We start from the raw sequence: 23,056 nt of genomic DNA, 5'->3' as shown, positions 1-23,056 counted from the left end.
TGTATGCGCTGATGAGTACCGCCTCCCAGGTCACTATTTCGGTTGATGCTCCCGGTAAGGTCAATCTGTACCTTGCCGTGGGGGATGTCCGCCCGGACGGCTACCACCCGCTGACTACGCTTTTTGCGGCGGTCTCGCTGACGGAGACCATCACGGTCTCTGAGGGGTCTGTTCCCGGGCTGAGCCTGAGCATGGATATTGTGCCCGGCTCCCTGGTGGACCAGCAGATGCAGGCGGGGCAGTTTGACCCTGCCGATGTGCCGATGGATGAGCGGAACCTCGTGTACCGTGCCGCCGAGCTGATTCTTGCGGAGCACGGCATTGATTCCGCTCCGGCACTGCACCTGCATATTGCAAAGGCTGTGCCTGTGGCAGGCGGCATGGCGGGCGGCTCAGCGGATGCGGCGGCGGCTCTCATCGCCACGGACCGCTACCTGCACGCCACCGGTCGTACCGGCGCGCTACTGACCCAGACGGATTACGAACGTCTTGCCGCGCAGCTAGGCGCCGATATTCCCTTCAGCGTGCGTGCCGCGCTCGGCCAGACTCTCGCCCTGGGGCAGGGGACCGGTACCGAGTTGCAGAACGTTGCGGCGCCTCAAGAACCCCTGCATCTGGTGATCGTCGCCGCGCAGTTTGGCCTCTCAACCCCCAGCGTATTCAAGCAGCTGGACGCGGGCCGTGCCTCGGGTGAGTACCCTGCCTCCGGTGAACTGGTGGAACCCGTAGAGCTTCTTGAAGCTCTGAACTCTTACGACGGTTCGGAGGCGGCGCTCGCCTCCCTGGCTGCTCTGCTGCGTAACGACCTGCAGGCTCCAGCGCTTTCGTGCGCCCCGCAGCTGGAACAGACCCTGAGCCTGCGTGACAGTGAGGGTGTGTATGCTTCGCTGGTCTCTGGCTCCGGCCCGACGGTGCTTCTGCTGGCTTCTTCGCAGGCTCGGGCGGAGGCTCTTGCGTCCGCTCTGCGCGATGCGGGCAACCACGCTGTGAGCGCGGTCATTGCGGTTCTGTATCATTAGTATTTGATACATATATACGATCTATCATTCATTCGCTTCCGCTAGCTACTATCCACTGTCTTGAAAAGTCTCGCACTTTCTCTCCCGAATATGTTGTTCGGCATTGGGAGAAGCTTTTCGAATCTATTCACCGTTAGTAGCCGCTGTAGCGGAGAACTGAATATATACAGAAATGCCGGTTCTAGATTGAATCTAGAACCGGCATTTTTCTATGCCCCGTAGGCGTTAGCCCAGCAGCTCGGAGAGTTCGAGCCAGCGCATTTCTAACTCGTCAATCTCGTCCTGGAGAGCCTGCTGCTGCTCGCCGAGTGCCGCCAAACCGGCGTAGTCGGAGGGGTCGTGCGTGCTCATCTGTTCGGAGAGCTTCTCCTGCTCCGTAGCGAGCTTCGCCAGGCGGCGCTCAATCGCACCGGACTCCTTCTGAGCCGCACGCTGCTCGGCACCGGAAACCTTCGGCTTAGCGGATGCCTCTGCCTCCTGCGCCGAAGTCTTCTGCGTCGGGGAGGTGGAACGCGCCTGCGCGGAACCTGCTGCGGATCCGCCAGCACCTGCCGCCGAGAGCGCCAGATACTCATCCACGCCGCCGGGCAGATGGCGGAACGAACCATCAATGACCGCGTACTGCTGATCGGTCACGCGCTCCATGAGGTAGCGGTCGTGGCTGACCACCAGCAGGGTGCCCGGCCAGGTATCCAGCAGATCTTCCATCGCGGCGAGCATATCGGTATCCAGGTCGTTGGAGGGCTCGTCGAGAATCAGCACGTTCGGCTCGTCCAGCAGAATCAGCATGAGCTGCAGGCGACGCTTCTGACCACCTGACAGGTCCTTGACCGGGGTAGACAGCTGCGCACTGGTAAAGCCCAGACGCTCCAGCATCTGCGAGGGGGACAGCTCCTTGCCGTCTGCAATGTAGCTACGCTTCTTGCGGCCAATCACATCCGAGACGCGGTCGTTAGCGACCTCGTTGAGCTCATCAAGCTGCTGGGTGAGGGTCGCAATCTTCACGGTCTTACCGTGCTTGACGCGGCCCTCGGTCGGCTTCAGGTCGCCGGTCACCAGCGAAAGCAGAGTCGACTTACCCGCGCCGTTCACGCCCAGGATGCCGGTGCGCTCGCCGGGAGCGATACGCCAGGTGACCTTCTTCAGTACGGGGCGCTTGCCGTCGGGCATCGAGGGATCATCGTAGACGACGGAGACGTTTTCGAGGTCCACCACGTCCTTGCCGAGGCGAGAGACCGCCATCTTCTTCAGCTCCACGGTGTCACGTACCGGGGGAACATCCGCGATGAGGGCGTTCGCGGCGTCAATGCGGAACTTCGGCTTGGAGGTACGCGCGGGTGCACCGCGGCGCAGCCATGCGAGCTCCTTACGCATCAGGTTCTGGCGCTTCGCCTCAGCCGCGGCTGCCTGACGGTCACGTTCCACGCGCTGCAGAATGTACGCCGCGTAGCCGCCCTCGAAGGGCTCGACGATGCGGTCGTGCACCTCCCAGGTGTCGGTACAGATTTCGTCGAGGAACCAGCGGTCGTGGGTGACAACCATGAGGCCACCGGCATTCTTAGACCAGCGGGACTTCAGATGGTTGGCGAGCCAGGTAATGGCCTCGACGTCCAGGTGGTTGGTGGGCTCGTCGAGCATGAGCACGTCCCACTCCTGCGCGAGCAGGGAGGCGAGCGCTACGCGTCGGCGCTGACCACCAGAAAGAGAGGAAACCGGCGCGTCCCAGGGCAGGTCGGAGACCAGACCGGAGATAACGTCGCGGATGCGTGCCTGCGACGCCCACTCATATTCGGGGGTGTCGCCCACAATCGCGTAGCCGACCGTGTGGTCGTCGTCGAGAACATCGGACTGGTCGAGGTAGCCGATGCGGGTGCCGCCGCGCACGGTGACGCGGCCGGAGTCCGGTTTGAGCCGGCCGGCAAGGATCTTCATGAGGGTGGACTTGCCGTCGCCGTTACGGCCGACAATACCGATGCGGTCGCCTTCGTTCAGACCGACCGTGATGCCTTCAAAGATGGTTCGGGTAGGGAATTCGAGGTGCAGCGATTCGCCGCCAAGTAGATGTGCCACGCCTTCTAGGGTACAGGGTGAGTCTTCGGTTCAAGTAGCGCCCGAAGCTTTGATGAGGGGGTACTCGGCGGTGCTGAGAAAAGCTGTGAGGATTGCGGGGCGCGCGGCTAAGTTGGGCACAGATATTTGATAAACTGAGGAAAGCATTTCCTGCATTGCGCTGTTCTGTGCCCAAAATGGCGGTCAATGACGATGAGGACCCGCTAGCGGGGGCTTGTCGTGAATGTAAGGATAATCCGCCATGGTGTAATGGCAGCACAGCGGCCTTTGGAGCCGTTTGTCTAGGTTCGAGTCCTAGTGGCGGAGCGTAAGCACTCAACGGCACCGTTGATAGAGAGTTTGCGGTTCGCGCTCACTCCTCACTCTTACAACCTCGTCTAAGGAGTCTTCCCAGTGAATACTGAACTGGCACCCTCTGCAGTGATTGTTCTCGCTGCAGGCGCTGGTACGCGCATGAAGTCCGCTACCCCCAAGGTTATGCACGGTATTGGTGGTCGTTCCATGGTGGAGCACGCTGTCGCCGCTGCCCGTGATTTGAACCCTGAGCGTCTTGCTGTTGTGGTGCGCCACCAGCGCGATAAGGTTGCTGAGCACGTGCTCGCTTTCGACCCCGAGGTGACCATCGTAGACCAGGATGAGATTCCCGGTACCGGCCGCGCTGTTGAGGTCGGTCTGAACGCTCTGGATGCGCAGGCTCCCGTTTCCGGCACCGTCCTGGTGACCTACGGTGACGTTCCTCTGCTGCGCCCCGAGACTCTGCGCGAACTGATTGCTTTCCACGAGGAAGACAAGAACTCTGTTACCGTCCTGACCACTCACGTGGATGAGCCCGGCGCGTACGGCCGTATTGTCCGTAATCAGGCTGGCGAAGTGACCGCCATTGTTGAGGCGAAGGACGCTTCCCCCGAAGAGCTTGAAATCACCGAGATTAACTCCGGTATTTACGCTTTTGACGCCGCTGTCCTGCGTGAGGCACTGCTCGAGGTGACCACCAACAACGCACAGGGTGAGAAGTACATTACCGACGTTCTGTCCATTGCTCGTTCTAAGGGCTACCGCACCTCCGCTCTGGCTATTGACGACCGCTGGGAGGTCGAGGGCGCTAACGACCGCGTGCAGCTGGCTCAGCTGGGTCGTATGCTCAACAACCGCATCCTTGAGGCTCACATGCGTAACGGCGTGACCGTCGTTGATCCTGAGAACACTTGGATTGACGTCACCGTCACCATTGAGAACGATGTGACTCTCCTGCCCGGTGTGCAGCTGCACGGTTCCACCACCGTCGCTACCGGCGCCACCATTGGCCCGGACACCACCCTGACTGATATGACCGTTGAGGCTGACGCTACCGTCATCCGCGCGCACGGTCACGGCGCTGTCATTGGCGAAGGCGCAACTGTTGGCCCCTTCGCATACCTGCGCCCCGGTACCACCCTGGGCAAGGACGCTAAGCTCGGCACCTTCTGTGAGGCTAAGAACTCGCAGATTGGCGATGGCGCTAAGGTCCCGCACCTGTCCTACGTTGGTGATGCCACCATCGGTGAGGGCGCGAATATTGGTGCTGGCTCTATTTTTGCAAACTATAACGGCCTGGTGAAGAACCGCTCCGTTATTGGCGCGCATGCCCGCATGGGATCCGCGGGTATTTACGTTGCACCCGTTACTGTGGGTGACGGTGCATACTCCGGCGCGGGCGCGCTGATCCGTAAGGATGTTCCTGCGGGCGCCCTCGCCTACTCTGAGACTTCCCAGCGCACCATCGATGGCTGGGTCCTGAAGAACCGTGCTGGTACCGAACCCGCCGAGGCCGCTAAGGCTGCTGGCGCGCAGGAACCGGCAGAATCCTAATTTGAGGAAAGAACAACACCATGAGTAGCGAGATTACCAACCCCGGTGAGCGCAAGCTTGTAGTGGTCTCCGGTCGAGCACACCCCAAGCTTGCCGAGGAGATCGCACAGGCTCTTGACCACGACCTGCTGCCCACCTCCGCATACACCTTCGCCAATGGCGAGACCTACGTTCGCTTTGAGGAGTCGGTGCGCGGTGCGGACGCTTTCGTGATTCAGTCGCACCCGGCACCCATCAACGAGTGGCTCATGGAGCAGATCATTATGATCGATGCGCTTAAGCGTGCATCCGCTCGTTCCATTACCGTGGTGTCTCCTTTCTACCCCTACGCTCGTCAGGACAAGAAGCACAAGGGTCGCGAGCCTATCTCGGCACGTCTGATTTCGGACCTGTACAAGACTGCTGGTGCTGACCGCCTGATGTGCGTGGATCTGCACACCTCGCAGATTCAGGGCTTCTTCGACGGTCCGCTGGATCACCTGTTCGCGATTCCGGTTCTGGCTAAGCACATCCGCGACCGCGTGGACGACCTGTCCAACGTGACCGTTGTGTCCCCGGATACCGGTCGTGTCCGTGTGGCTGAGCACTGGGCTGACCTGCTGGACGGCGCGCCCCTGGCATTCGTGCACAAGACCCGCGACATCAACGTCCCCAACCAGGCTGTTTCTAAGACTGTTGTGGGTGACATTGAGGGCCGTACCTGCGTGCTGATTGACGACATGATTGACACCGGCGGCACCATTGCTGGCGCTGTGAAGGTCCTCATGGACAAGGGCGCGAAGGAAGTTATCATCGCGGCAACCCACCCGGTTCTGTCCGATCCGGCTGCTGAGCGTCTGTCCCAGTGCGGTGCTGTGGAGGTCGTCGTGACCAACACCCTGCCCGTGTCGGAAGAGAAGCAGTTCGATAACCTGACTATTCTCTCCATCGCTCCGTTGATCGCTCGCGCTATCCGCGAGGTCTTCGACGAGGGCTCTGTGACCGAGATTTTCGATCACTAAGCTTCTAAAGCCTAACGAAAGTCCCCCGCTGACTACTGTCGGCGGGGGACTTTCTGCTATTGAGGCTAAGTTATAGAGGCTAAAGCTAACCCGGCTGGAGCAGATATCTGTTCCAGCCGGGTTAGTGCTATATTTAGTGTCGTGTGCTTAGCGGTGTGCGCTTAGCGGTGTGCCTGTGCGAGCCAGGGCAGAATGATGCGCAGGGACTGCTCCACCTCGTCCACTGCGACCTTAGCTGCTGCGGGGCCGCGGCGGTAGGGGTCTTCCAGCTTGTCGCTATCGAGCGGGCGAGCACCGTGCGAGTAGAGGTAGGACAGCGGTTCGGCGCGGCGCGCATCCTCACGGATACGTGCAACCTGCTTGAGGAGCTTGATCTTGGCGTGGTGCTGGGGCCACTCGCGCACGATCCAGTCAGCGTGCACCTTCTCAGCCACCAGGATGATGGTGGCGTTCTCAATAATCTGGCCGTTGAGCTGGCGGGAGGCGAAACCCTCCGGGTTGTAGCCTCGCTCAATAAGTTCGTTGGCTACATGCTCGTAGACGCCGTGACCAACAAGCGCGCCGGTGCCTGCGCTGGCGAAAATCCACTTGTCTTCCAGACCGTACTCGGCGGCAAGGTGCTTGGAGATGACCTCGCCGGATGCGCTACGGGCAATGTTGCCGGTGCACACGAAGAGCGCTTCGAAGGGGCCGTCCTTGCGTGTGCTCTCGGCCTGGTTGAGGGTGCTGGGGGAGAACTTGAAGAGGGAGGGACGTTCACTGCGAGGCTTCGTTGCCTGGCGGGAAACCTGCGTATTCTGGCTGTTGGCTTCTTCGGGGTTGGCAAGCTCTTCGGCATCAACGGTGGGCGCGTTGTGCTGACCCACACGGATAATGCTGGGTCCTGCGGGCTTGTCGTCTACGTCGAGAATGTCACCGGGGGTAGCCTCGATATCGGTGTGGGTGAGGGGCTGCGCGGAAACGGTTGCGGTACCGTCGGCGCTGAGCTCTTCTTCAGGCGTGACTTGCTGGCTGGCTACCTCGGCGGGGGAGTGGACTTCGTAGTCTTCGATGGCTTCGCGGAGCGAACCGTCGGGAGTGACGGTACGGCCGGCTACCCCGCGGCGGTTCTTGCCCGCCAGCTCGGGGTTGCTCTTAATGAGGGAACGGACTCCGTCAGCAATATTTGCGGAGGAAGAAGCGGGGGTTGCCGGGTGCTCCTCGGCGGTTTCTGCGGAATTGGTTTTATCCTCGGAGGAGCCCCACGCGTACTTGTCCTTGAGGGACTTAATGTTGAAGATGCCCATCAAAAAGCCTTTTCTAATTGACGTACCCAACAGTGAACAGGGAAGCCGGAAGTGCTGGGTTGGTTGAATGAATAGTATCTATCATACCGAGTTACTTGCACCTTCAACGGTTCCTTTTCCTGTGTGTGGCAAATACCCCTAAATGTCTTGTGTTTTCGCTACGAATTAGAGGTTCTTCTTTCAACTAAAGATGACCAAAAGTACAAGCTTGATGCTGAAAATGTTTAGAGGGTGCGTGCTAGAATTGGCGTGAAATGCTGGTCTTCTTCTCACTCAGAGACCAGCGAGCATACTCACCAACGAGGACCAATGAAGAGGATTTATACTAAGCTTCGCCTGTTTTTCCCGGGACGAACCTTTACGCTACTTGTTTTTAACCTGATCGGCCTGTTCCTCCTATCTTTGATGGAGATGGTTGGCGTTGCTGCAATTCTTCCCATTGTGAATATTGCGATGGGTGCGGAAATTACCGGCTACCTGGCTATTATTTCCGATATCTTTGGCAACCCTCAGCGTTCTGATTTGGTGCTCTATCTGGGTATTGTTCTGGTGCTCGCCTTTGTGATTAAGGGTATCGCTGCGCTCCTCTTTAAGCGTTGGAGCCTGAAGTTTACTGGTTACCAGCAGCTGGCGACGTCGACAACAATCCTCAACCATTACATGAAGGATAGCTACTTTAACCACAGAAAGTCCCAGCCTGAAGAAACCGTCTACTTGATTAGCACCTACGTGGTGTTTGCTTACCGTGGCTATGTCGGCTCGATCATTAACTTTGTAGGCGACCTGCTCTCAATCCTAGTGTTGTTGGTGATGATTCTGTGTGTTATGCCGATTCCTGCGCTGGTTGCTTTCGCATACTTCGGCATTACCATTGCTGTCATGCAGTTCTTCCTGCGTCGAGGAAACACTAAGTACGGTGAGATTTCTGCTCGTGCCGGTCGTAATGCTCTTCGTTCTCTCTTCGATAACATCAAGGGCTTCCGCGAGATTCGTATTTCTAATTCCCGTGAGTCGACCGTTGAAGAGTACCGCCAGTATGCGTTGCGTGGTGTGAAGAGCGAAGTTAACGTTTCCTTCTTGTCGGACTTCCCCAAGTACGCTCTGGAAATTATCTTCATCGTTGGAATCGCGGGTCTTCTGGGTCTGATGACTTCCACTCAGGGCGCTGATGGCCTTCCTGCCCTCATGCTTTTCGCAACCGCTTGCATCCGTATTCTGCCGAACGCTACCCGTATGGTTGCTTCTATGGGTAGCATCCGTGCGAACGAGTTTGCGAGTGAGGAAGTCGCCAAGGTCATCCGCTCGATGAGCCCCGAAGAGCAGCGCCTGCAGATGGTTGAACCTAAGGGCGATTTTGATCCGGCAACCATCATTAACCCGGCTGTTGAACCTGTCGATGTTCTGGTTGATAACCTGGTTTACCGATACCCCGATGGCGATAAGGACGTTCTCAAGGATATTCAGCTGGATGTGCCGGCAGGTACCTCGGTTGCTTTCGTGGGCGGTTCCGGCTCGGGTAAGACTACTCTTGTTGACCTGATTCTTGGTCTGCTCACGCCGACGAGCGGCACGATTTCCAGCCAGGGTAAGGACATCCATAATGACCTGCCCTCCTGGTACCAGAAGATTGGTTATGTCCCTCAGGATCCATACCTGGGTAACGGCACTCTGCGTGAGGCAGTCGCCTTCGGCATTCCCAAGCAGTACATCGACGATGACCGAGTGAATTACTGCCTCGAGCTGGCAGAGCTGATGCCCGTTGTCGAGACCCTGGAAGACGGCATCAACACTCCGATCGGTGAGAACGGTAACCGCCTCTCCGGTGGTCAGCGTCAGCGTGTGGGTATCGCCCGCGCGATGTACCGCAACCCGAGCCTGCTGATCATGGATGAGGCAACCAGTGCACTGGACAATGAGACTGAGCACAAGATTACTCAGACCATTAACCGCATCTCCCAGGAGATTACCGTGATTATCGTGGCTCACCGCCTTTCCACGGTGCGTAACGTTGATCAGCTGGTGTACCTCTCCCAGGGCCGCATTGCCAATAAGGGAACTTTCAAGGAAGTTCAGGCGGCAAACGAAGAATTTGCGAACCTCGTTCGCCTGGGCCAGCTGCCCGACTAATTGAAACTATGGGGGTGATCGTATAGAGATATAGGTACGGTCGCCCCCATATTTAGCCTTCTATCGCTTGTGATTTTCAGGCGCCTCACTCAAAGGACATATTGTGACTCATACTCCCCGTGTTTCTGCGGTTATTCCTTTCTACGGCGAGCCGGAACCGGTTCTTGCCATTATTGACACTCTGCGTGCTCAGCAGGGCATTGACCCCACCGATATCGAGATTGTTATTTCTGACGACGTTTCTCCCACCCCGTTCCCCGAGGTTGAGGGTGTGACCGTCGTGCGTCGTGCCGTCAATGGCGGTTTCGGTAAGGCTGTGAACTCCGGTGTTGCTGCCGCGACCGGTGAATGGGTTTTCATCCTCAACAGCGACCTGGAGCTGGATAACACCTTCGTCTCGCGCATGCTCGCAGCCGTGGAACGCCACGGCAAGGTGCTGGCTAGCCCGCAGATCATTGGCCACGACGGCAAGCAGCAGTGGGTCGCACGCAAGTTCCCCACCGCAGCGCATGTGGCGTGGGAATGGTTCACTCCGCTGGCTCGTTTCAAGCCGACTAACTGGTGGCACCGCGGCGTTGGCCACGACGTTGAGGCCTGCACCGGCACCTCCGACGCGAAGGTCGACTGGGTTATGGGCGCGTGCATGGTCGTGCCCCGCGCGACCTTCAACCGCCTCGGCGGCATGGATGAGCGCTTCTATATGAACAGCGAAGAGGTGGACTTCCAGTACCGCCTCTCGAACGCTGGCGTGGACCGCTATCTGATCCCTTCGGTGACCGTAACCCACGAGGGCGGTGGATCTTCGCCCTCCGAGCGTCGTATTCAGTGGCTGACTACCGCTCGCTTTATTTATGCCAATAAATGGGGCTGGGAGAAGAAGCTGGCGAACCTGCTGCGCGTGACCAGTTACGCGAACTTCCTGGTGAATTCGGTGCGCGGCCTGCGCAATAAGGACGTAGACGCTCGCGGCTTCCTTGCCACCGAGCTGGAGCGTATCGCTAAGGCGGAGCGCCGCGAGAACTAGGTGCGAAACCTACGGAATTTACCGTGATGGTTCCGCATGATTTGTTGCCTTCTTCATAAGAAGGTTCACATAGAACGTAGGAGGCGACACAGTGCACTCGAGTGTGTCGTCTCCTGCTTTCGTTGTAAAATTTCAATAGGTATGTTTTGCCTCAAGTAGCAGGTGAAACTTTCCGTTCCTCTTCACTCCAACACATAGCACCGCACGGTTCTACCCTGCGGGTTCTTATAGCAAACGCCGACAGGATTCAATCCTCATATGACTCAGCCCAAACTTCTACTGCTCTCACCCGCATTCCACGGGTACTGGAAGGCAATTCAGGCATCCCTGGAAGTGCACGGATACGAAGTGCGCACCCACATCTACGATGCCCCGGGTACTCTGCCCGAGCGCATCCTCAACAAGCTTGCCCACGAACTGCCCGAGAAGTACCGCCCCGAAAGCTTCGCAGCGCAGGCAACCCGTAAGGCGATTGACGCTTTCAACGAGTTCCGCCCCGATATTGTGCTGGTCATTAAGGGCGATATGCTCTCCCGCGAATGGTGGGACCTGCTGGAGACCTCCGGCGTTCGCTACGGCACCTGGCTCTACGATGAAATGCGCCGCATGAGCTACACCGAAGAGGACCTGCACCACCTGGGTGCGCTGGCAAGCTACAGCCCGCTGGATGCGCAGCATCTGCGCGAGCAGGGCTTCGAGGTGCTTGATATGCCTAACGCCTACGACACCCACTGCCCGGTTGTCCCCATGCGTGAGGACTCCATCAACTTTGTGGGCGCTAAGTACCCCAACCGTGAGGAGACCCTGCAGGCGCTGGTCGCAGCCGGCCTGCCGGTGCGCGCTTACGGTCGTGCCTGGTCTCGTCACCCCTACGACATTCTGCGCACCAAGCAGTTCAAGGACTCCGGCGTGCCTGCAGGTCGTGATATCGACCGCTCGGAGGCGTACGGCATTATGGCGTCCTCCCCGGCAACGCTGAACATCCACAATAACCAGGATGGTTTTACCATGCGTACCTTTGAGGCCCCCGGCGTGGGCGCTCTGCAGGTGATTGACCGTGCCGATGTGGATCGCTACTACATTCCTGGCGAAGAGGTTCTGGTCTACGAGAGCATCGATGAGCTCATCGAGATTTGTACCCGTATTTTCCGTGAGCCTAAGTGGGCTCGCCAGATTCGTGAGGCCGGTCAGAAGCGTACTCTGGCTGAGCACACCTTCGATCAGCGTGTAAAGATTTTGGAGCAGCTATGGGCCTAAACCTTTCTAAGATTGTGACCAAGATGCCGAGCGTGCGTTGGCACATGGCAGACCTGCTAGGAAAGACCCTGTACTCGCGAGCGTTCGGTTCTTTCGGCTCGGGTACTGTTCTTGTTCGTCCCCTGCGCATGGTCGGTGTAGAGAACATCTACCTTGGTGACCAGATTGCAATCTACGAGGATGCGTGGATTGCTTCTGAAGCCGGAGGTATTCTGCGTATTGGTTCCGGTACCTACGTTGGTCACCGTAGCCATATTCACGCTCTGTCGAATGTGACTATTGGTAAGGACTGTGTCTTTGCCGATAACGTGATGGTCAATTCTGGTGAGCATCCTCTGGACTCTCTGCACGATGTGCAGCCCGGTGGTGACATCGTGATTGGTGATCGTGTTTTCCTTGGTCAGAATGTGTCTGTGCTCGGTGGCGTCACTATTGGAGACGGCGCGGTGATTGGTGCTGGAGCTGTGGTCACCCGCGACATTCCGGCTAACGCTGTGGCTGTGGGCATTCCAGCTACCGTTATTCGAGTCCGTTCTGGGGAGAAGCAGGATGCTTAAGTACCCTCTAGATTTGGATGCTTGGCAGGCGTGGCAGAGGCGTCAGAAGAAGCTGAAGTGGGCTAAGTATAAGCTGAACACGCTTCTTGATTCTGCACGTTCTCAGACTGGCAGGGAGGAACCCGTACGCGGTCTTCTGTACACTCGCGGTACTAAGCCTCAGGTGCTGATCGTTATGGATTCGTTCTCTCCAACGAACCGCAACGCAATCTTGGAACCTCTCAAGCATCTGGATGCTGTCGATGTTGCCCTGTGGGTTCCCGAGGACGCTAGCGAGTACCTGGACGGACAGTATGCGAGCGAGCGCTACTCGCGCAAGGACTGGTCCGAGCAGGAAATCTCCGGCGATGAGCTGATTAGCCTCCTGCCGGATGTTCGTATCGTTCTATCTGCCGCGCAGTTTCTTGGACGCGGTGCAGTAGCCTACGAGTTCTCTCGCGCGATTGGCGCTGAGTACTGGATGGTTCAGCACGGTCTGCTGGTGCCTCAGGCACCGCCGCTACCGGTTGGATGCACCCTGCTGGCTTTCAGCGAAGCTGATGCGGAATTCTGGGCATCGGGTCGCCGCGATGTGACCACCCACGCGGTGGGTTCGCAGCTACTCTACCTGGCGGCACAGAAAGCTGCCGGTGCTGAAGCGCAGAAGCCGAACGACCTGGAACCGATCTTCCTGGGCCAGATGCACGGTGCGGAACTGCCGCGCGCATCCTTCGCGTACGCTTCGCATTCCTTCTTGAAGAAGTTTGGTGGTGTTTACCGTCCGCACCCGAGCGAGAAGGATAAGCTGTCGGTGCTGACCCACCAGCTGTGGGAGAAGGAAGGCATCCGCATTGACCGCTCCGGTACCCCGCTGAACGAGGTGCCGAACCCGGTGGTATCCATCTTCTCTACCGGTGTTCTGGAGGCGGCAATCCGCGGAATCCCGGCGTGGGTTTACCACCCGGCACCGCCGGCATGGCTGGTGGAATTCTGGGATCGCTACGGCATGAAGCAGTGGGGGCAGGAACCGACCCCCGCGCCGGTTCAGCCGAAGAAGGAACCGGCACAGCGTATCGCTGAACTAATGATTGAAACTTTGGAGGCATAATGCGTATTCTCTGCGTCATTCCCGTGCGCGGTGGCTCGAAGGGCATTCCGCGTAAGAACCTGCGTCCTATCGCGGGTAAGCCGCTGGTTGCATGGACTATCGAGCAGGCATTGGCTGCTAAGGAAGAAGTCGCCGGCGAGCACGAGCTGCGTGTTGTCGTCTCCACCGACGATGCTGAGCTGGCTGATATCGCCCGCGAGTACGGCGCCGAGGTGCCGTTCATGCGCCCGGCACACCTGGCTGAGGACACCACCGCCACCGAACCGGTCATTGAACACGCTATCGAGTTCTACACCGAAAACGGTTGGGAGCCCGAGGCTGTCATGCTGCTGCAGGCAACCAGCCCCGTGCGTCTGCCCGGCACCCTGGCTCGTGCGGTCCGCCAGTTCGCTGAGAACGGTAAGGACTCCATGGTCGGTGTGATTCCGATTGGTCCGTTCATCTGGACCTGGCACGCTGACGGTGAGCCCACCGCGGCATTCGAGATTATGCATCGCCCGCGCCGCCAGGAACTGACCAAGGAAACCTTCCGCTACCGCGAGAACGGTTCGATGTACATCACCAAGACCCACGTGTACATGGACCACCACAACCGCCTGGCGGGCTACCCCGGCGGTACCATTGACTTGTTCATGCTGGACGAGGTCGAGGGCGTCGACATCGACGCACCGATTGACTTCTCCGTGGCAGAGCACCAGCTCACTCAGATCCTGTCCGAAGGCAAGTAACCTTCACCCGCGGCAGTACCTCTTCTGCCGCTTCCGGCTTGACCAGCACTCAGGCATTCAACTAAACGCTCAAACGAAAAGGTCAAAATCGTGATTATTGAACGCAATATTGCCCCCTACGTGGTCTTCGCTGAAGACCCGATTCTCAACGCACTGCAGAAGATTTCTGCTAACGGCCAGCGCATCATCTTCCTGGTGAACGAGTCCGGTATCCTGCGCGGTTCGCTCTCTGACGGCGACTTCCGTCGTTGGCTGATTGCTAACCCGACCGCATCCCTGGAGACCAGCGCCCTGGACGCTGCAAACACCAACCCGCAGACCGCACCGGCTGATGCTGATCCCGAGACCCTGCGCGCATACTTCGCGAAGGGTATCAACCACGTGCCGCTGACCGACGAGCGCGGTCACCTCGTGGCACTGGCAATGGATGAGCAGGACGTCCTGCGCATCGGTAAGCACACCATCAGCGAGGATTCCCCCTCCTTCATCATTGCTGAGATTGGTAACAACCACCAGGGTAGCGTTGACTTCGCTAAGGAACTGGTGGACCTGGCTGTTGAGTCCGGCGCAGACGCTGTGAAGTTCCAGCTGCGCGATATGGACGCTCTGTACCGCCAGCGCGGCGCAGCAACCGCAGGTGAGGACCTGGGCGTTCAGTACACCCTGGACCTGCTGTCCCGCTTCTCCCTGACCGTTGACCAGATGTACGAGGTCTTCGACCACGTCAAGCAGCACGACATGGACATCATGTGCACCCCCTGGGACGCACCCTCCGTTCAGGCACTGGTTGACTACGGTATCCAGGGCATGAAGATTGCTTCTGCTGACCTGACCAACCACGAGCTGCTGCGTGACGTGGCTTCCCGCGGCCTGCCCATGCTGGTTTCCACCGGTATGAGCCGCGAAGAGGAAATCCGCGAGTCCGTGGCTCTGCTGCGTAACGCTGGCGCATCCTACGCTCTGCTGCAGTGCCAGTCCGCATACCCCGCGCCCTTCAAGGACGTCAACCTGGCGTACATGGACCGCCTGGCTGAAATCGGTCAGTGCCTGGTCGGCTACTCCGGTCACGAGCGTGGCTACCACGTGCCGATCGCTGCTGTTGCTCGCGGCGCGAAGATCATTGAGAAGCACTTCACCACCGACAAGACCCTCGAGGGTAACGACCACACCGTCTCTCTGCTGCCTGAGGAATTCAAGGCAATGGTTCAGCAGATCCGTGAGGTTGAGACCGCTATTGGTTCCGCTGCTCCTCGCGAGGTATCCACCGGTGAGCTGATGAACCGCGTGAACCTGGCAAAGTCCCTGGTTGCTACCCGCCACATCGCTAAGGGCGAGGTCGTGACCGAGGCTGACGTTGCTGTGAAGTCCCCCGGCCGCGGTCTGCAGCCGAACTACCTGCCGCAGCTGCTGGGCCGCACCATGCAGCGCGACGTTGAAGAAGGCTCGTTCTTCTTCGAGGGCGACCTGAAGGACGACCTGGTGACCCGCCGCGACTTCAAGTTCGACCGCCCCTGGGGTCTGCCGGTTCGTTACCACGACTACAAGCCGCTGATTGAAGAGGCAAAGCCGGACTTCCTGGAGTTCCACTTCTCCTACAAGGACCTCGAGATTAACATCGACGACGTCTTTGACTCCAAGCTGGACATGGGCTTCACCACCCACCTGCCCGACCTGTTCGCAGGTGACTTCCTGGTGGACCTCGCGTCCAAGGACCCCGAGGTGTGGGAGCGCTCCATCGCTGAGGTTCAGCGCACCATCGATATCACCCGTGACCTGACCCGCTACTTCACTGTAGATGAGGATCCGGTCATGGTCGTGACCATGGGTGGCTTCACCAAGGATAAGCACATCCCCGCATCTGCACGTGCTGAGAAGTACGAGCGTATCGGTGAGGCTCTGAAGCGTCTGGACGCATCCGGCGTTCGCCTGGCTGCTCAGACTCTGCCCCCGTACCCCTGGCTGATGGGTGGTCAGCAGTACCACAACCTGTTCCTGGATCCGAAGGACACCGCAGAGTTCTCGCGTGCATTCGACACCGCGCTCTGCCTGGACATCTCTCACACCATGCTTGCCTGCAACTTCCTGAACATTCCGCTGTCGGAGGCTGTTGAGCAGCTGGCACCGCTGTCCATCCACCTGCACCTGGTGGACGGCACCGGCGTTGACGGTGAGGGCGTTCAGGTCGGCGAAGGCGATGTCGACTGGGCATCCCTGGGCAAGCAGCTGCGTGAGCTGGCACCGAAGGCATCCTTCATTCCCGAAATCTGGCAGGGTCACATCAACAACGGTGAAGGCTTCTTCACCGCACTGGACCGCCTCGAGAAGTGGCTGTAGAAAGTAGACACTCACTCATGAATTCAAACGGATTTCCCACTGCCCTGTGGGTCGTTCCGGTTCCCGAGTTTGGTGGAGTAGCTCGGCACGTTGTCGATATGGCACGTGCCGGGCTCCCCGGCTTTAACCTGGTGGTTCTCGCACCCGAGGGTAAGCTCACGAGCCGTCTTGAGGAACTGGGTGTCACCGTCATCAAGGCTGAGTTCGGCCCCGACTACGGTTTTAAGACTTCCTTTGCTTCTTTGCAGAAGGCTATTGAACAGCTCCGCCCGGATATTGTGCATAGCCACCTGGCGTATGCCGATGTTGTCGCGACCGCTGTAGTCAACACGCTACGCATCCGTAGCGTCATCAAGCGCGGCACCTGCGTGCCGAAGCTTCTGACCACCGAGCACGGTATTGCCGGTAATGACTCGGTGTACCACGGTAGCTCCTGGCGTTCTAAGCTCATGGAGACCGTGCACCGTGTGCGCCTGTGGGGTACCGATCAGGCGATTGCTGTTTCTCGTTCTACCGCCGATCAGATGCGCACCAAGTGGGGCGCTCGTGGTGTGGAGCTGGTGTACAACGGCGTGGATATCCCCGAGGTGCACGCGGCTGTTGAACAGCAGCGTGTACCTGCCGAGGGTGGTCCGCGTATTCTCTCGCTGTCTCGTCTGTCCCCTGAGAAGGGTATTGACGTGCTGTTGGATGCTTTTGCGCAGCTTCGTGCTGAGTACCCGCAGGCTCATCTTGAGATTGCGGGCTCTGGCGATTTGGCATCCGAGTTGCAGGCACAGGCTCAGCGCCTGAACCTGGGTGATTCGGTGGTCTTCAGCGGCTTCGTTAACCCGATTGAGGCTATGGGCCGTAGCGACATGATTGTTCAGCTGTCGGTGTGGGAGAACTGCTCCTACACTCTGCTGGATGCTAAGGCCGCCGGCTTGAAGACGGTCGCTACCGCTGTGGGCGGCAACCCGGAGATTCTGGGCACTGATGAGCTGGTGGACCGCCAGAGTGCAACTCTGACTCAGGATGTTCTGCAGGCTATGCGCGCGCAGCTGCAGAAGGGCGAGTCTGAGCCTTTCACCTGGATTTCGAATGAGCAGATGGCTGCTCAGACGGTTGGTATTTACACTCGTGTACTTCGAGGAGGCCGATGATGATCCAGACTTCGCAGGTTTACGCGCATCTGAACGAACCCACCGAGAAGCCAGAGGTTTCGCGTTTCTCTGAAACTGTGTCTCGCGGTAGTAATTACGTCCGCCATCAGACCAGCCAGATTCGTATGCCTGAGTTCATCATGGCATTCCTCTTGCTTTTTGGTGACCCGGTACCGGGTGTTGGTTTGCCCTTTAACCAGGTAATCATTCTTCTGCTGGCCCTGTACGGTCTGACCCGTAAGCCGACTTTTGACGTGAGTCATTTTTCGGGTCTGCGCGCAATTATGTTTATCGCAATGGGTTACCTCGCGCTCGTCTCAATCAATGGTGTTCACTCTGAAGATGCATCGGATTGGACACGTCGTTTGCTCCGTCTTGTGGCGGCAACCGTGTTGATTTGGGCTATTGCAGCCGGACGCCTGCATATTCGTTCTATTGTTCTGGGATACTCATCGGCGATTCTTTTCAACGCTGTAGGGTATTTTGCAGGTTTTGCCCCGACAACTGGTTATGTTGGTTATCTGACCGGCTGGCTGGGCGATAAGAACTTCTCGGGCCTAGTATATTGCCTCTTCGGTTTGTTGATCCTAAGCTTTGCCCGTAACAAAATTGAAGTTATTGGCGCTATCGTTGTTTTCTCCGGTCTGCTGTGGGCTACGGGTTCTCGTACCTCTATTGCGGCGTATGCAGCGGGTCTGATTTGGATCGTTATTGCGCACCGTATGAAGACTTTTGGTCGTATTGCGTTGGGTATTGCCCTGTATGTCGTGATTGATGTACTGACCAGCGACTACTCTCGTGCGGGTGTGTTTGCTGACCGTACTGGTACGGATGCGCTCCGCGCTTTGATTGACAACGCTTCTGAAATCAAGGTTCAGGCAACCGGCTTCTTCGGCCAGGGCTTGGGCGAAGCATATGTCTATCTGGCACATACTGGTTCGAAGACCTGGTTCCTCCATAACTCGTACTGGTCTGCCCTGATTGAGGGTGGTTGGCCGTGGATGATTCTGGTCGTAGCTATTACCCTGCTCTACATTGTGAATGTGTTTAGCGGTCAGAAGACTCTGCCGCCGAAGTTCTATGTCGTGCAGGGTGCTGGCGTTGCCATCATGATTTGTGCATCGCGTCTGGGCGAGGTGTTTTACACCTGGCCGTGGGCTATTGCATGCGGTCTTGCTCTGCGCGTGTTGCTACTTGAGCGTGAACAGCGTTTGGGCACCGGCCATGATGAGTCGAGCGTCGAAGGCTTCGACGAGCGAATTGAAATTCGTGAGGCGGAAGAGAAGTCGCAGCACGTTGCGCCGATGTGGAAGGACGAAAATGTCTAAGACTAATCGAGCTCCTGAAGTTAGCGTCATTATTTGTGCGCTGAACGCTGCATTGACTCTTCCTCGCCAGCTTAAGGCCCTGGAGAACCAGGAAACTGAGCTTCCGTACGAAGTGATTCTGGTAGACAACGGTTCGGAGGATGACACCCGCGCCGTTATGGAAGCGTGGGCTCTGGAACCCCGAGAGGATAAGTTTACGGTCAAGGTTGTGGACGCCTCCGCAACGCCGGGTATTCCCGCGGCCCGTAACGCTGGCGCACGTGCCGCATCTGGTAGGGTCTTGGCATTCTGCGATGCTGATGATGAAGTATCGTCTCAGTGGGTTCAGGCGTTTTCAGACGTGCAGGATAAGGAACTGGCAGGTGGCTGGATTCGTGCTTTTGATGCTAATGGCGCCCCCCGCCCCGACGCCTTTGGTAAGGGTTTGATTGCAACTCCTTATCTGCCCCACGTGGGCAACTGTAACTGTGCTATTACCCGTGCACGATTTTTCGAAATTGGTGGCTACGATGAGTCCCTTCCTCGCTACGGCTATGAGGATGTGGATATTTCGTGGCGCCATCAGGAAGCCGACGGTGTGATGCGCTTTATCCCTGAAGCAGAGATTCGTTTTACTCTCTCGGAGGGAAAGAGCTCTATCCGTAAGAAGTACGAGCTGGGTGTGGGACGTGTGCTGATGGCCCGTCGTTTCCCGAAGTACGATTCTGCAACGTATTCGTTGAAGTCTACTGTGACGGGTAGCGTTCAGCAGTTGCTGAATATTCTGCGTCAGGCTGTGACTCAACGTAAGGTTGCTCGTCGTGATGTTGCTACCTGGGTTGCTTCGTTGGGGCGTATCCGCGGAAGTATCAAATACTCCGGCAAGAACTATGTACCCGCCCGCAAGCTGGTGAAGGAGTAGAAGGATGGAGAAAGAACTCTACATCGCCACCAATAACGGTGATATGGGCGGCGGCGAGGTCATGCTCCTGAATATTGCCCGCGCAGCCCGTAGCCTTGGCTACAAGGTCACTATTGTGGGTCCTGCCGAGCCGAAGCAGCTTGTAGAAGCCGCAGCGGATGAGGGATTCCCCCGCATCATCTTGCCGGCTAAGAACCGCGCACAGTACATGGTGGCTCTGCGTAGCTGGCACGCTCGCCACAAGGACGTTCTGCTGTGGTGCAACGGTCTGGTTCCCGCAGCGGCGACGGGCGGTCGTAAGAACCGCATCGTGCACCTGCACCAGCTGCCTACCGGTGTGAACGCGAAGCTCGTACCCTTTGCCCGCCATAAGGCGTCTGTCACCCTGGTCCCGAGTCGTTATGTGGCGCGTGCCTGCCCTGGGAGCGAGCTGTTCGCGAACTGGGTCAGCGGCGTGTCCACTGAGCTGGATCACCGTGTGGGGGAGCGACGCCTCCGTGTTGGTTACCTGGGACGTTTGACTCCGTCTAAGGGCATTGCGACCCTGTGCCAGGCGATGAGTTCCCTGAACGCTAACGGTATCGAGTACGACCTGGTGATTGGTGGCGAGCCTGTCTTCGCATCTGATGAGGAACGCGAGGAGGTTGAGGATGCGCTAGCTCGTGTTGCTACGTTCAGCACGCGTCTGGGCTGGACTACCCCGGACCGTCTTTTCGGCGATATCGACATGCTCGTTGTACCTTCGATTGCCCCCGAGTCTTTTGGCTTGGTGGTTGCTGAAGCGATGAGCGCGCGCGTCCCTGTAATCGTCAGTGATGCTGGTGCTCTGTCGGAGGTGCTTGGCGGCGCATCGTACCCGTACGTTGTGCCTGCTGGTCAGCCGGTAGCTCTTGCGCAGGCCATTAAGAGCCTGGGTACCGAGCTCCGCGAAGACACGGATGCACTGGCGGAGCGAACCTCCGAGTTGTTCTGGCGTTGGCAGGAAAACTACTCGCCTGAAGCAGGTAAGGTCCGTGTTGGTGAGATTCTGGAGCGTTTTATCCGCTAAGGTGCTTCTAAACGTATAAGCCATTCCCAACGGATATCCTCTCACTCAAACCCTGAAGGAAAATTATGACAACTACTCACCGCTACAAGGCTGCGGTTATCATTCCGTCTCGCGGTGGTGCAAAGATTCTGCACTACCCGCTGGATGCGCTTGCCGCTCAGACCGAGAAGGACTTCCAGGTTATCGTGGTCCTCGACGGCGATATCGATAACAGTGAAGCTGTGCTTGACCGCTACATTGCCGAAGGCAAGTTGAACCTGACCAAGATCGTTTTCGAGGAGAACCGCGGTCGTGTGGCAGCGCTGAACGCTGGCCACCGTGCGGCTGATGCGGATGTCCTCATCCGTTGCGATGACGATCTGGAACCCGATTCCAACTACGTTGCGAATCACCTCAAGTACCATGAGGCTCCCGGCGAACACGGCGTGATTGGTATTTACCTGAACCAGTTCCCGGACACTCCCTACTCTCGTGTGTACGGTAACTACCGCGACCAGAAGTTCCGTGAATCTGCGTACAAGGTTGCTCCTGAGAAGCGCTGGATTTACTGGGCGGGTAACGTGTCGATGTCGAAGAAGCTCTTCGATGAGATTGGTGGCTATGACCCCGCGTACCGTCTCTACGGTTGGGAAGACGTAGACATGGGTTACGAGGTTGCCCAGCACGGTGGCGAAATCCATATTGCCCCTGAACTGGCGACTAAGCACTACGTGGCTGCTACCACCACTGCGGTGCGTGCTCTGCGTGCTCTGCACTCGGGTTCTGCTCGCACTATCTTCGTGCGTAAGCACGGCGAGGATGCACACCCCGCCCCGAACCCGACGGGTGCATGGGGCCTGCTGGTCAAGGCGCTTGCTCGTTTCACTACGGAGAAGACCATTAAGGCTCTAGGTGACGCGAGCGATAAGATTCTGCTGAAGTTGCCCGCTAAGGCTGCTGAGAAGCTTGTGGCACTGCAGGTTGAGGCCGCATCCTACGCTGGTATTCACTATCCTGAGCGAGCTCAGAAAGTTTTCTAGGAGGAAAAGAAAATGTCACTCACTCAGCTCTTGACCTCCGCTCCCTTTACCGGGCCGAAGAACCCTGACGCGGTGCTTGCAGATATCCCGAAGAGCCTCAAGAAGCTTGGCCGTCTGGCGCGCCGTTACGTACCGCTGGTCAAGCCTGAGGCTACTGAAGAGATTGCGATTGCCCACGACTACCTGACTCAGCGCGGCGGCGCGGAGCGTGTTGTTCTGGCAATGCACCGTGCGTTCCCGGACGCACCGATTTACACGACCCTGTACGACCCGGAGGGCACCTTCCCGGAGTTCAAGGACGCAAAGATTATCACGAGTCCTTTGAACAAAATTGGTTACCTGCGTCGTAACCACCGCATGGCTCTGCCAATTCTGCCGTTTGCTTCTTCTTTCTTGAAGGTGCCGGCTGAGCGTGCTGTGGTGTCGACGACCGGTTGGGCGCACGGCTTCAACTTCGCCGGTCGCAAGTTCATTTACTGCCATTCGCCGGCGCGTTGGCTGTACCTGAGCGACCAGTATCTGGGCGAGAAGAGCACCGGTCCCGTGCCGTTGCTGCTGAAGACTCTGCGTCCTGCACTGATGCTGTGGGATCACTGGGCGGCTCACCGTTCGGCGGTCTACGTGGCGAATGCGAGCGTGATTAAGAAGCGCATTGAGACGGTGTACGGTAAGAAGGATGTTCCGATTTTCTTCCCGCCGCACTCGGTAGACACCACCGCACCGGTTGAACCTATTCCGGGCCTGGAAGAGTTCACCGAGTCGGAGGACTACTTCCTCATTGTTTCGCGTCTGCTACCCTACAAGAACGTTGATAAGGCTGTTGAGGCATGCAACGAGCTGGGTAAGAAGCTCCTGGTGGTTGGTCGCGGCCCCGAGAAGGAACGCCTTGAAGCGCTTGCGGGCCCCACTGTTCGTATCGTTTCTGGTATTTCGGATGCCCAGCTGCGTTACGCGTACCGTCACTGCTTGGCGCTGTTGGCTATCTCTTATGAGGACTTCGGCATCACCCCGCTGGAGGCAGGCGCTAGTGGCAAGGCTGTGATTGCGTACCGTGCGGGTGGCTTCCTGGATACCATTCAGGAAGGCAAGACCGGCATGTTCATCAACCAGCCGACCGTGGAGCAGCTGGTGGAAGCTCTCGAGGCTTTCAACCCGGATGACTGGGACGCTGACTATATCCGTGAGCACGTTGACGGTTTCTCGGAGGCTCGTTTCATTAGCCGTTTGAAGACGTACGTGCAGGCTCTGCCCGAAGACTAAAAAGAGCTAGGTGGCTCATA

General features: G+C 58.0%; 18 protein-coding genes and 1 tRNA gene. 17 read left to right on the top strand and 2 right to left on the bottom strand.

The annotated features are described in order from the left end of the window. Positions 1-11 precede the first annotated feature (11 nt). A complete protein-coding gene (locus tag AB8C10_RS06975; protein WP_368867299.1) occupies positions 12-1,019 on the top strand; it encodes a GHMP family kinase ATP-binding protein in 1,008 nt (335 codons plus the stop codon). A gap of 225 nt (positions 1,020-1,244) precedes the next feature. Here the strand turns inward: AB8C10_RS06975 and AB8C10_RS06970 are convergent, their stop codons facing one another. Then, positions 1,245-3,089 carry an ABC-F family ATP-binding cassette domain-containing protein gene (locus tag AB8C10_RS06970; RefSeq protein WP_368867298.1) on the bottom strand — a complete coding sequence of 615 codons (1,845 nt, stop codon included), beginning with the start codon at positions 3,087-3,089 and terminating at the stop codon, positions 1,245-1,247. 235 nt (positions 3,090-3,324) lie between these two features. Here AB8C10_RS06970 and AB8C10_RS06965 point away from each other — a divergent pair. From AB8C10_RS06965 to AB8C10_RS06955, 3 genes are all read left to right on the top strand, one after another. Then, positions 3,325-3,395 (top strand) — tRNA-Gln (locus AB8C10_RS06965). A gap of 87 nt (positions 3,396-3,482) precedes the next feature. Further along, positions 3,483-4,937 carry a bifunctional UDP-N-acetylglucosamine diphosphorylase/glucosamine-1-phosphate N-acetyltransferase GlmU gene (glmU, locus tag AB8C10_RS06960; protein WP_368867297.1) on the top strand — a complete coding sequence of 485 codons (1,455 nt, stop codon included), beginning with the start codon at positions 3,483-3,485 and terminating at the stop codon, positions 4,935-4,937. 20 nt (positions 4,938-4,957) lie between these two features. Further along, positions 4,958-5,938 (top strand): ribose-phosphate diphosphokinase, encoded by a 981-nt coding sequence (locus AB8C10_RS06955; RefSeq protein ID WP_368867296.1) that lies wholly within the window; start codon positions 4,958-4,960, stop codon positions 5,936-5,938. Positions 5,939-6,099: 161 nt separating this feature from the next. Here the strand turns inward: AB8C10_RS06955 and AB8C10_RS06950 are convergent, their stop codons facing one another. Further along, positions 6,100-7,224, bottom strand: a complete 1,125-nt coding sequence (locus AB8C10_RS06950) for an arsenate reductase/protein-tyrosine-phosphatase family protein (protein WP_368867295.1) — start codon at positions 7,222-7,224, stop codon at positions 6,100-6,102. Between the two features lie 411 nt (positions 7,225-7,635). Between AB8C10_RS06950 and AB8C10_RS06945 the strand changes: the two genes are divergently transcribed. The 13 genes from AB8C10_RS06945 (at position 7,636) to AB8C10_RS06885 (ending at position 23,036) form a co-directional block, all read left to right on the top strand. After that, positions 7,636-9,351 carry an ABC transporter ATP-binding protein gene (locus AB8C10_RS06945; protein WP_314937620.1) on the top strand — a complete coding sequence of 572 codons (1,716 nt, stop codon included), beginning with the start codon at positions 7,636-7,638 and terminating at the stop codon, positions 9,349-9,351. A gap of 103 nt (positions 9,352-9,454) precedes the next feature. Continuing rightward, positions 9,455-10,375, top strand: a complete 921-nt coding sequence (locus AB8C10_RS06940; RefSeq protein WP_368867294.1) for a glycosyltransferase family 2 protein — start codon at positions 9,455-9,457, stop codon at positions 10,373-10,375. Positions 10,376-10,633: 258 nt separating this feature from the next. Continuing rightward, entirely contained in the window at positions 10,634-11,632 is a 999-nt protein-coding gene (locus AB8C10_RS06935) for a CgeB family protein (protein WP_049327938.1), read from the top strand. Next, entirely contained in the window at positions 11,623-12,189 is a 567-nt protein-coding gene (locus AB8C10_RS06930) for an acyltransferase (protein WP_012904026.1), read from the top strand. The genes AB8C10_RS06935 and AB8C10_RS06930 overlap by 10 nt, the downstream gene beginning before the upstream one ends. After that, positions 12,182-13,276, top strand: a complete 1,095-nt coding sequence (locus AB8C10_RS06925) for an RNA-binding protein (RefSeq protein ID WP_368867293.1) — start codon at positions 12,182-12,184, stop codon at positions 13,274-13,276. Before AB8C10_RS06930 ends, AB8C10_RS06925 begins: the two co-directional genes overlap by 8 nt. After that, positions 13,276-14,004, top strand: a complete 729-nt coding sequence (locus tag AB8C10_RS06920; RefSeq protein WP_368867292.1) for an acylneuraminate cytidylyltransferase family protein — start codon at positions 13,276-13,278, stop codon at positions 14,002-14,004. Before AB8C10_RS06925 ends, AB8C10_RS06920 begins: the two co-directional genes overlap by 1 nt. Positions 14,005-14,094: 90 nt before the next feature. Beyond that, on the top strand, positions 14,095-16,338 hold the full coding sequence (locus tag AB8C10_RS06915; RefSeq protein ID WP_005506934.1) for an N-acetylneuraminate synthase family protein: 2,244 nt from the start codon (positions 14,095-14,097) through the stop codon (positions 16,336-16,338). Between the two features lie 17 nt (positions 16,339-16,355). Beyond that, positions 16,356-17,480: a glycosyltransferase gene (locus tag AB8C10_RS06910; RefSeq protein ID WP_368867291.1), complete on the top strand. Its 1,125-nt coding sequence runs from the start codon at positions 16,356-16,358 to the stop codon at positions 17,478-17,480. Then, positions 17,477-18,808, top strand: a complete 1,332-nt coding sequence (locus tag AB8C10_RS06905) for a hypothetical protein (protein ID WP_368867290.1) — start codon at positions 17,477-17,479, stop codon at positions 18,806-18,808. The genes AB8C10_RS06910 and AB8C10_RS06905 overlap by 4 nt, the downstream gene beginning before the upstream one ends. Then, a complete protein-coding gene (locus AB8C10_RS06900; protein WP_368867289.1) occupies positions 18,801-19,709 on the top strand; it encodes a glycosyltransferase family 2 protein in 909 nt (302 codons plus the stop codon). Before AB8C10_RS06905 ends, AB8C10_RS06900 begins: the two co-directional genes overlap by 8 nt. A 4-nt stretch (positions 19,710-19,713) precedes the next feature. Beyond that, entirely contained in the window at positions 19,714-20,757 is a 1,044-nt protein-coding gene (locus tag AB8C10_RS06895) for a glycosyltransferase family 4 protein (protein WP_368867288.1), read from the top strand. A 65-nt stretch (positions 20,758-20,822) separates the two neighbouring features. Then, entirely contained in the window at positions 20,823-21,776 is a 954-nt protein-coding gene (locus tag AB8C10_RS06890; RefSeq protein ID WP_368867287.1) for a glycosyltransferase family 2 protein, read from the top strand. Between the two features lie 12 nt (positions 21,777-21,788). Further along, on the top strand, positions 21,789-23,036 hold the full coding sequence (locus tag AB8C10_RS06885; RefSeq protein ID WP_368867286.1) for a glycosyltransferase: 1,248 nt from the start codon (positions 21,789-21,791) through the stop codon (positions 23,034-23,036). The last annotated feature ends 20 nt before the right edge of the window (positions 23,037-23,056 follow it).

Source organism: Rothia mucilaginosa, assembly GCF_964210535.1.
GTDB classification, from domain to species: domain Bacteria; phylum Actinomycetota; class Actinomycetes; order Actinomycetales; family Micrococcaceae; genus Rothia; species Rothia mucilaginosa_F.
The sequence above is the reverse complement of the archived record's forward strand: the minus strand, read 5'-3'. Positions and strand labels throughout refer to the sequence as shown.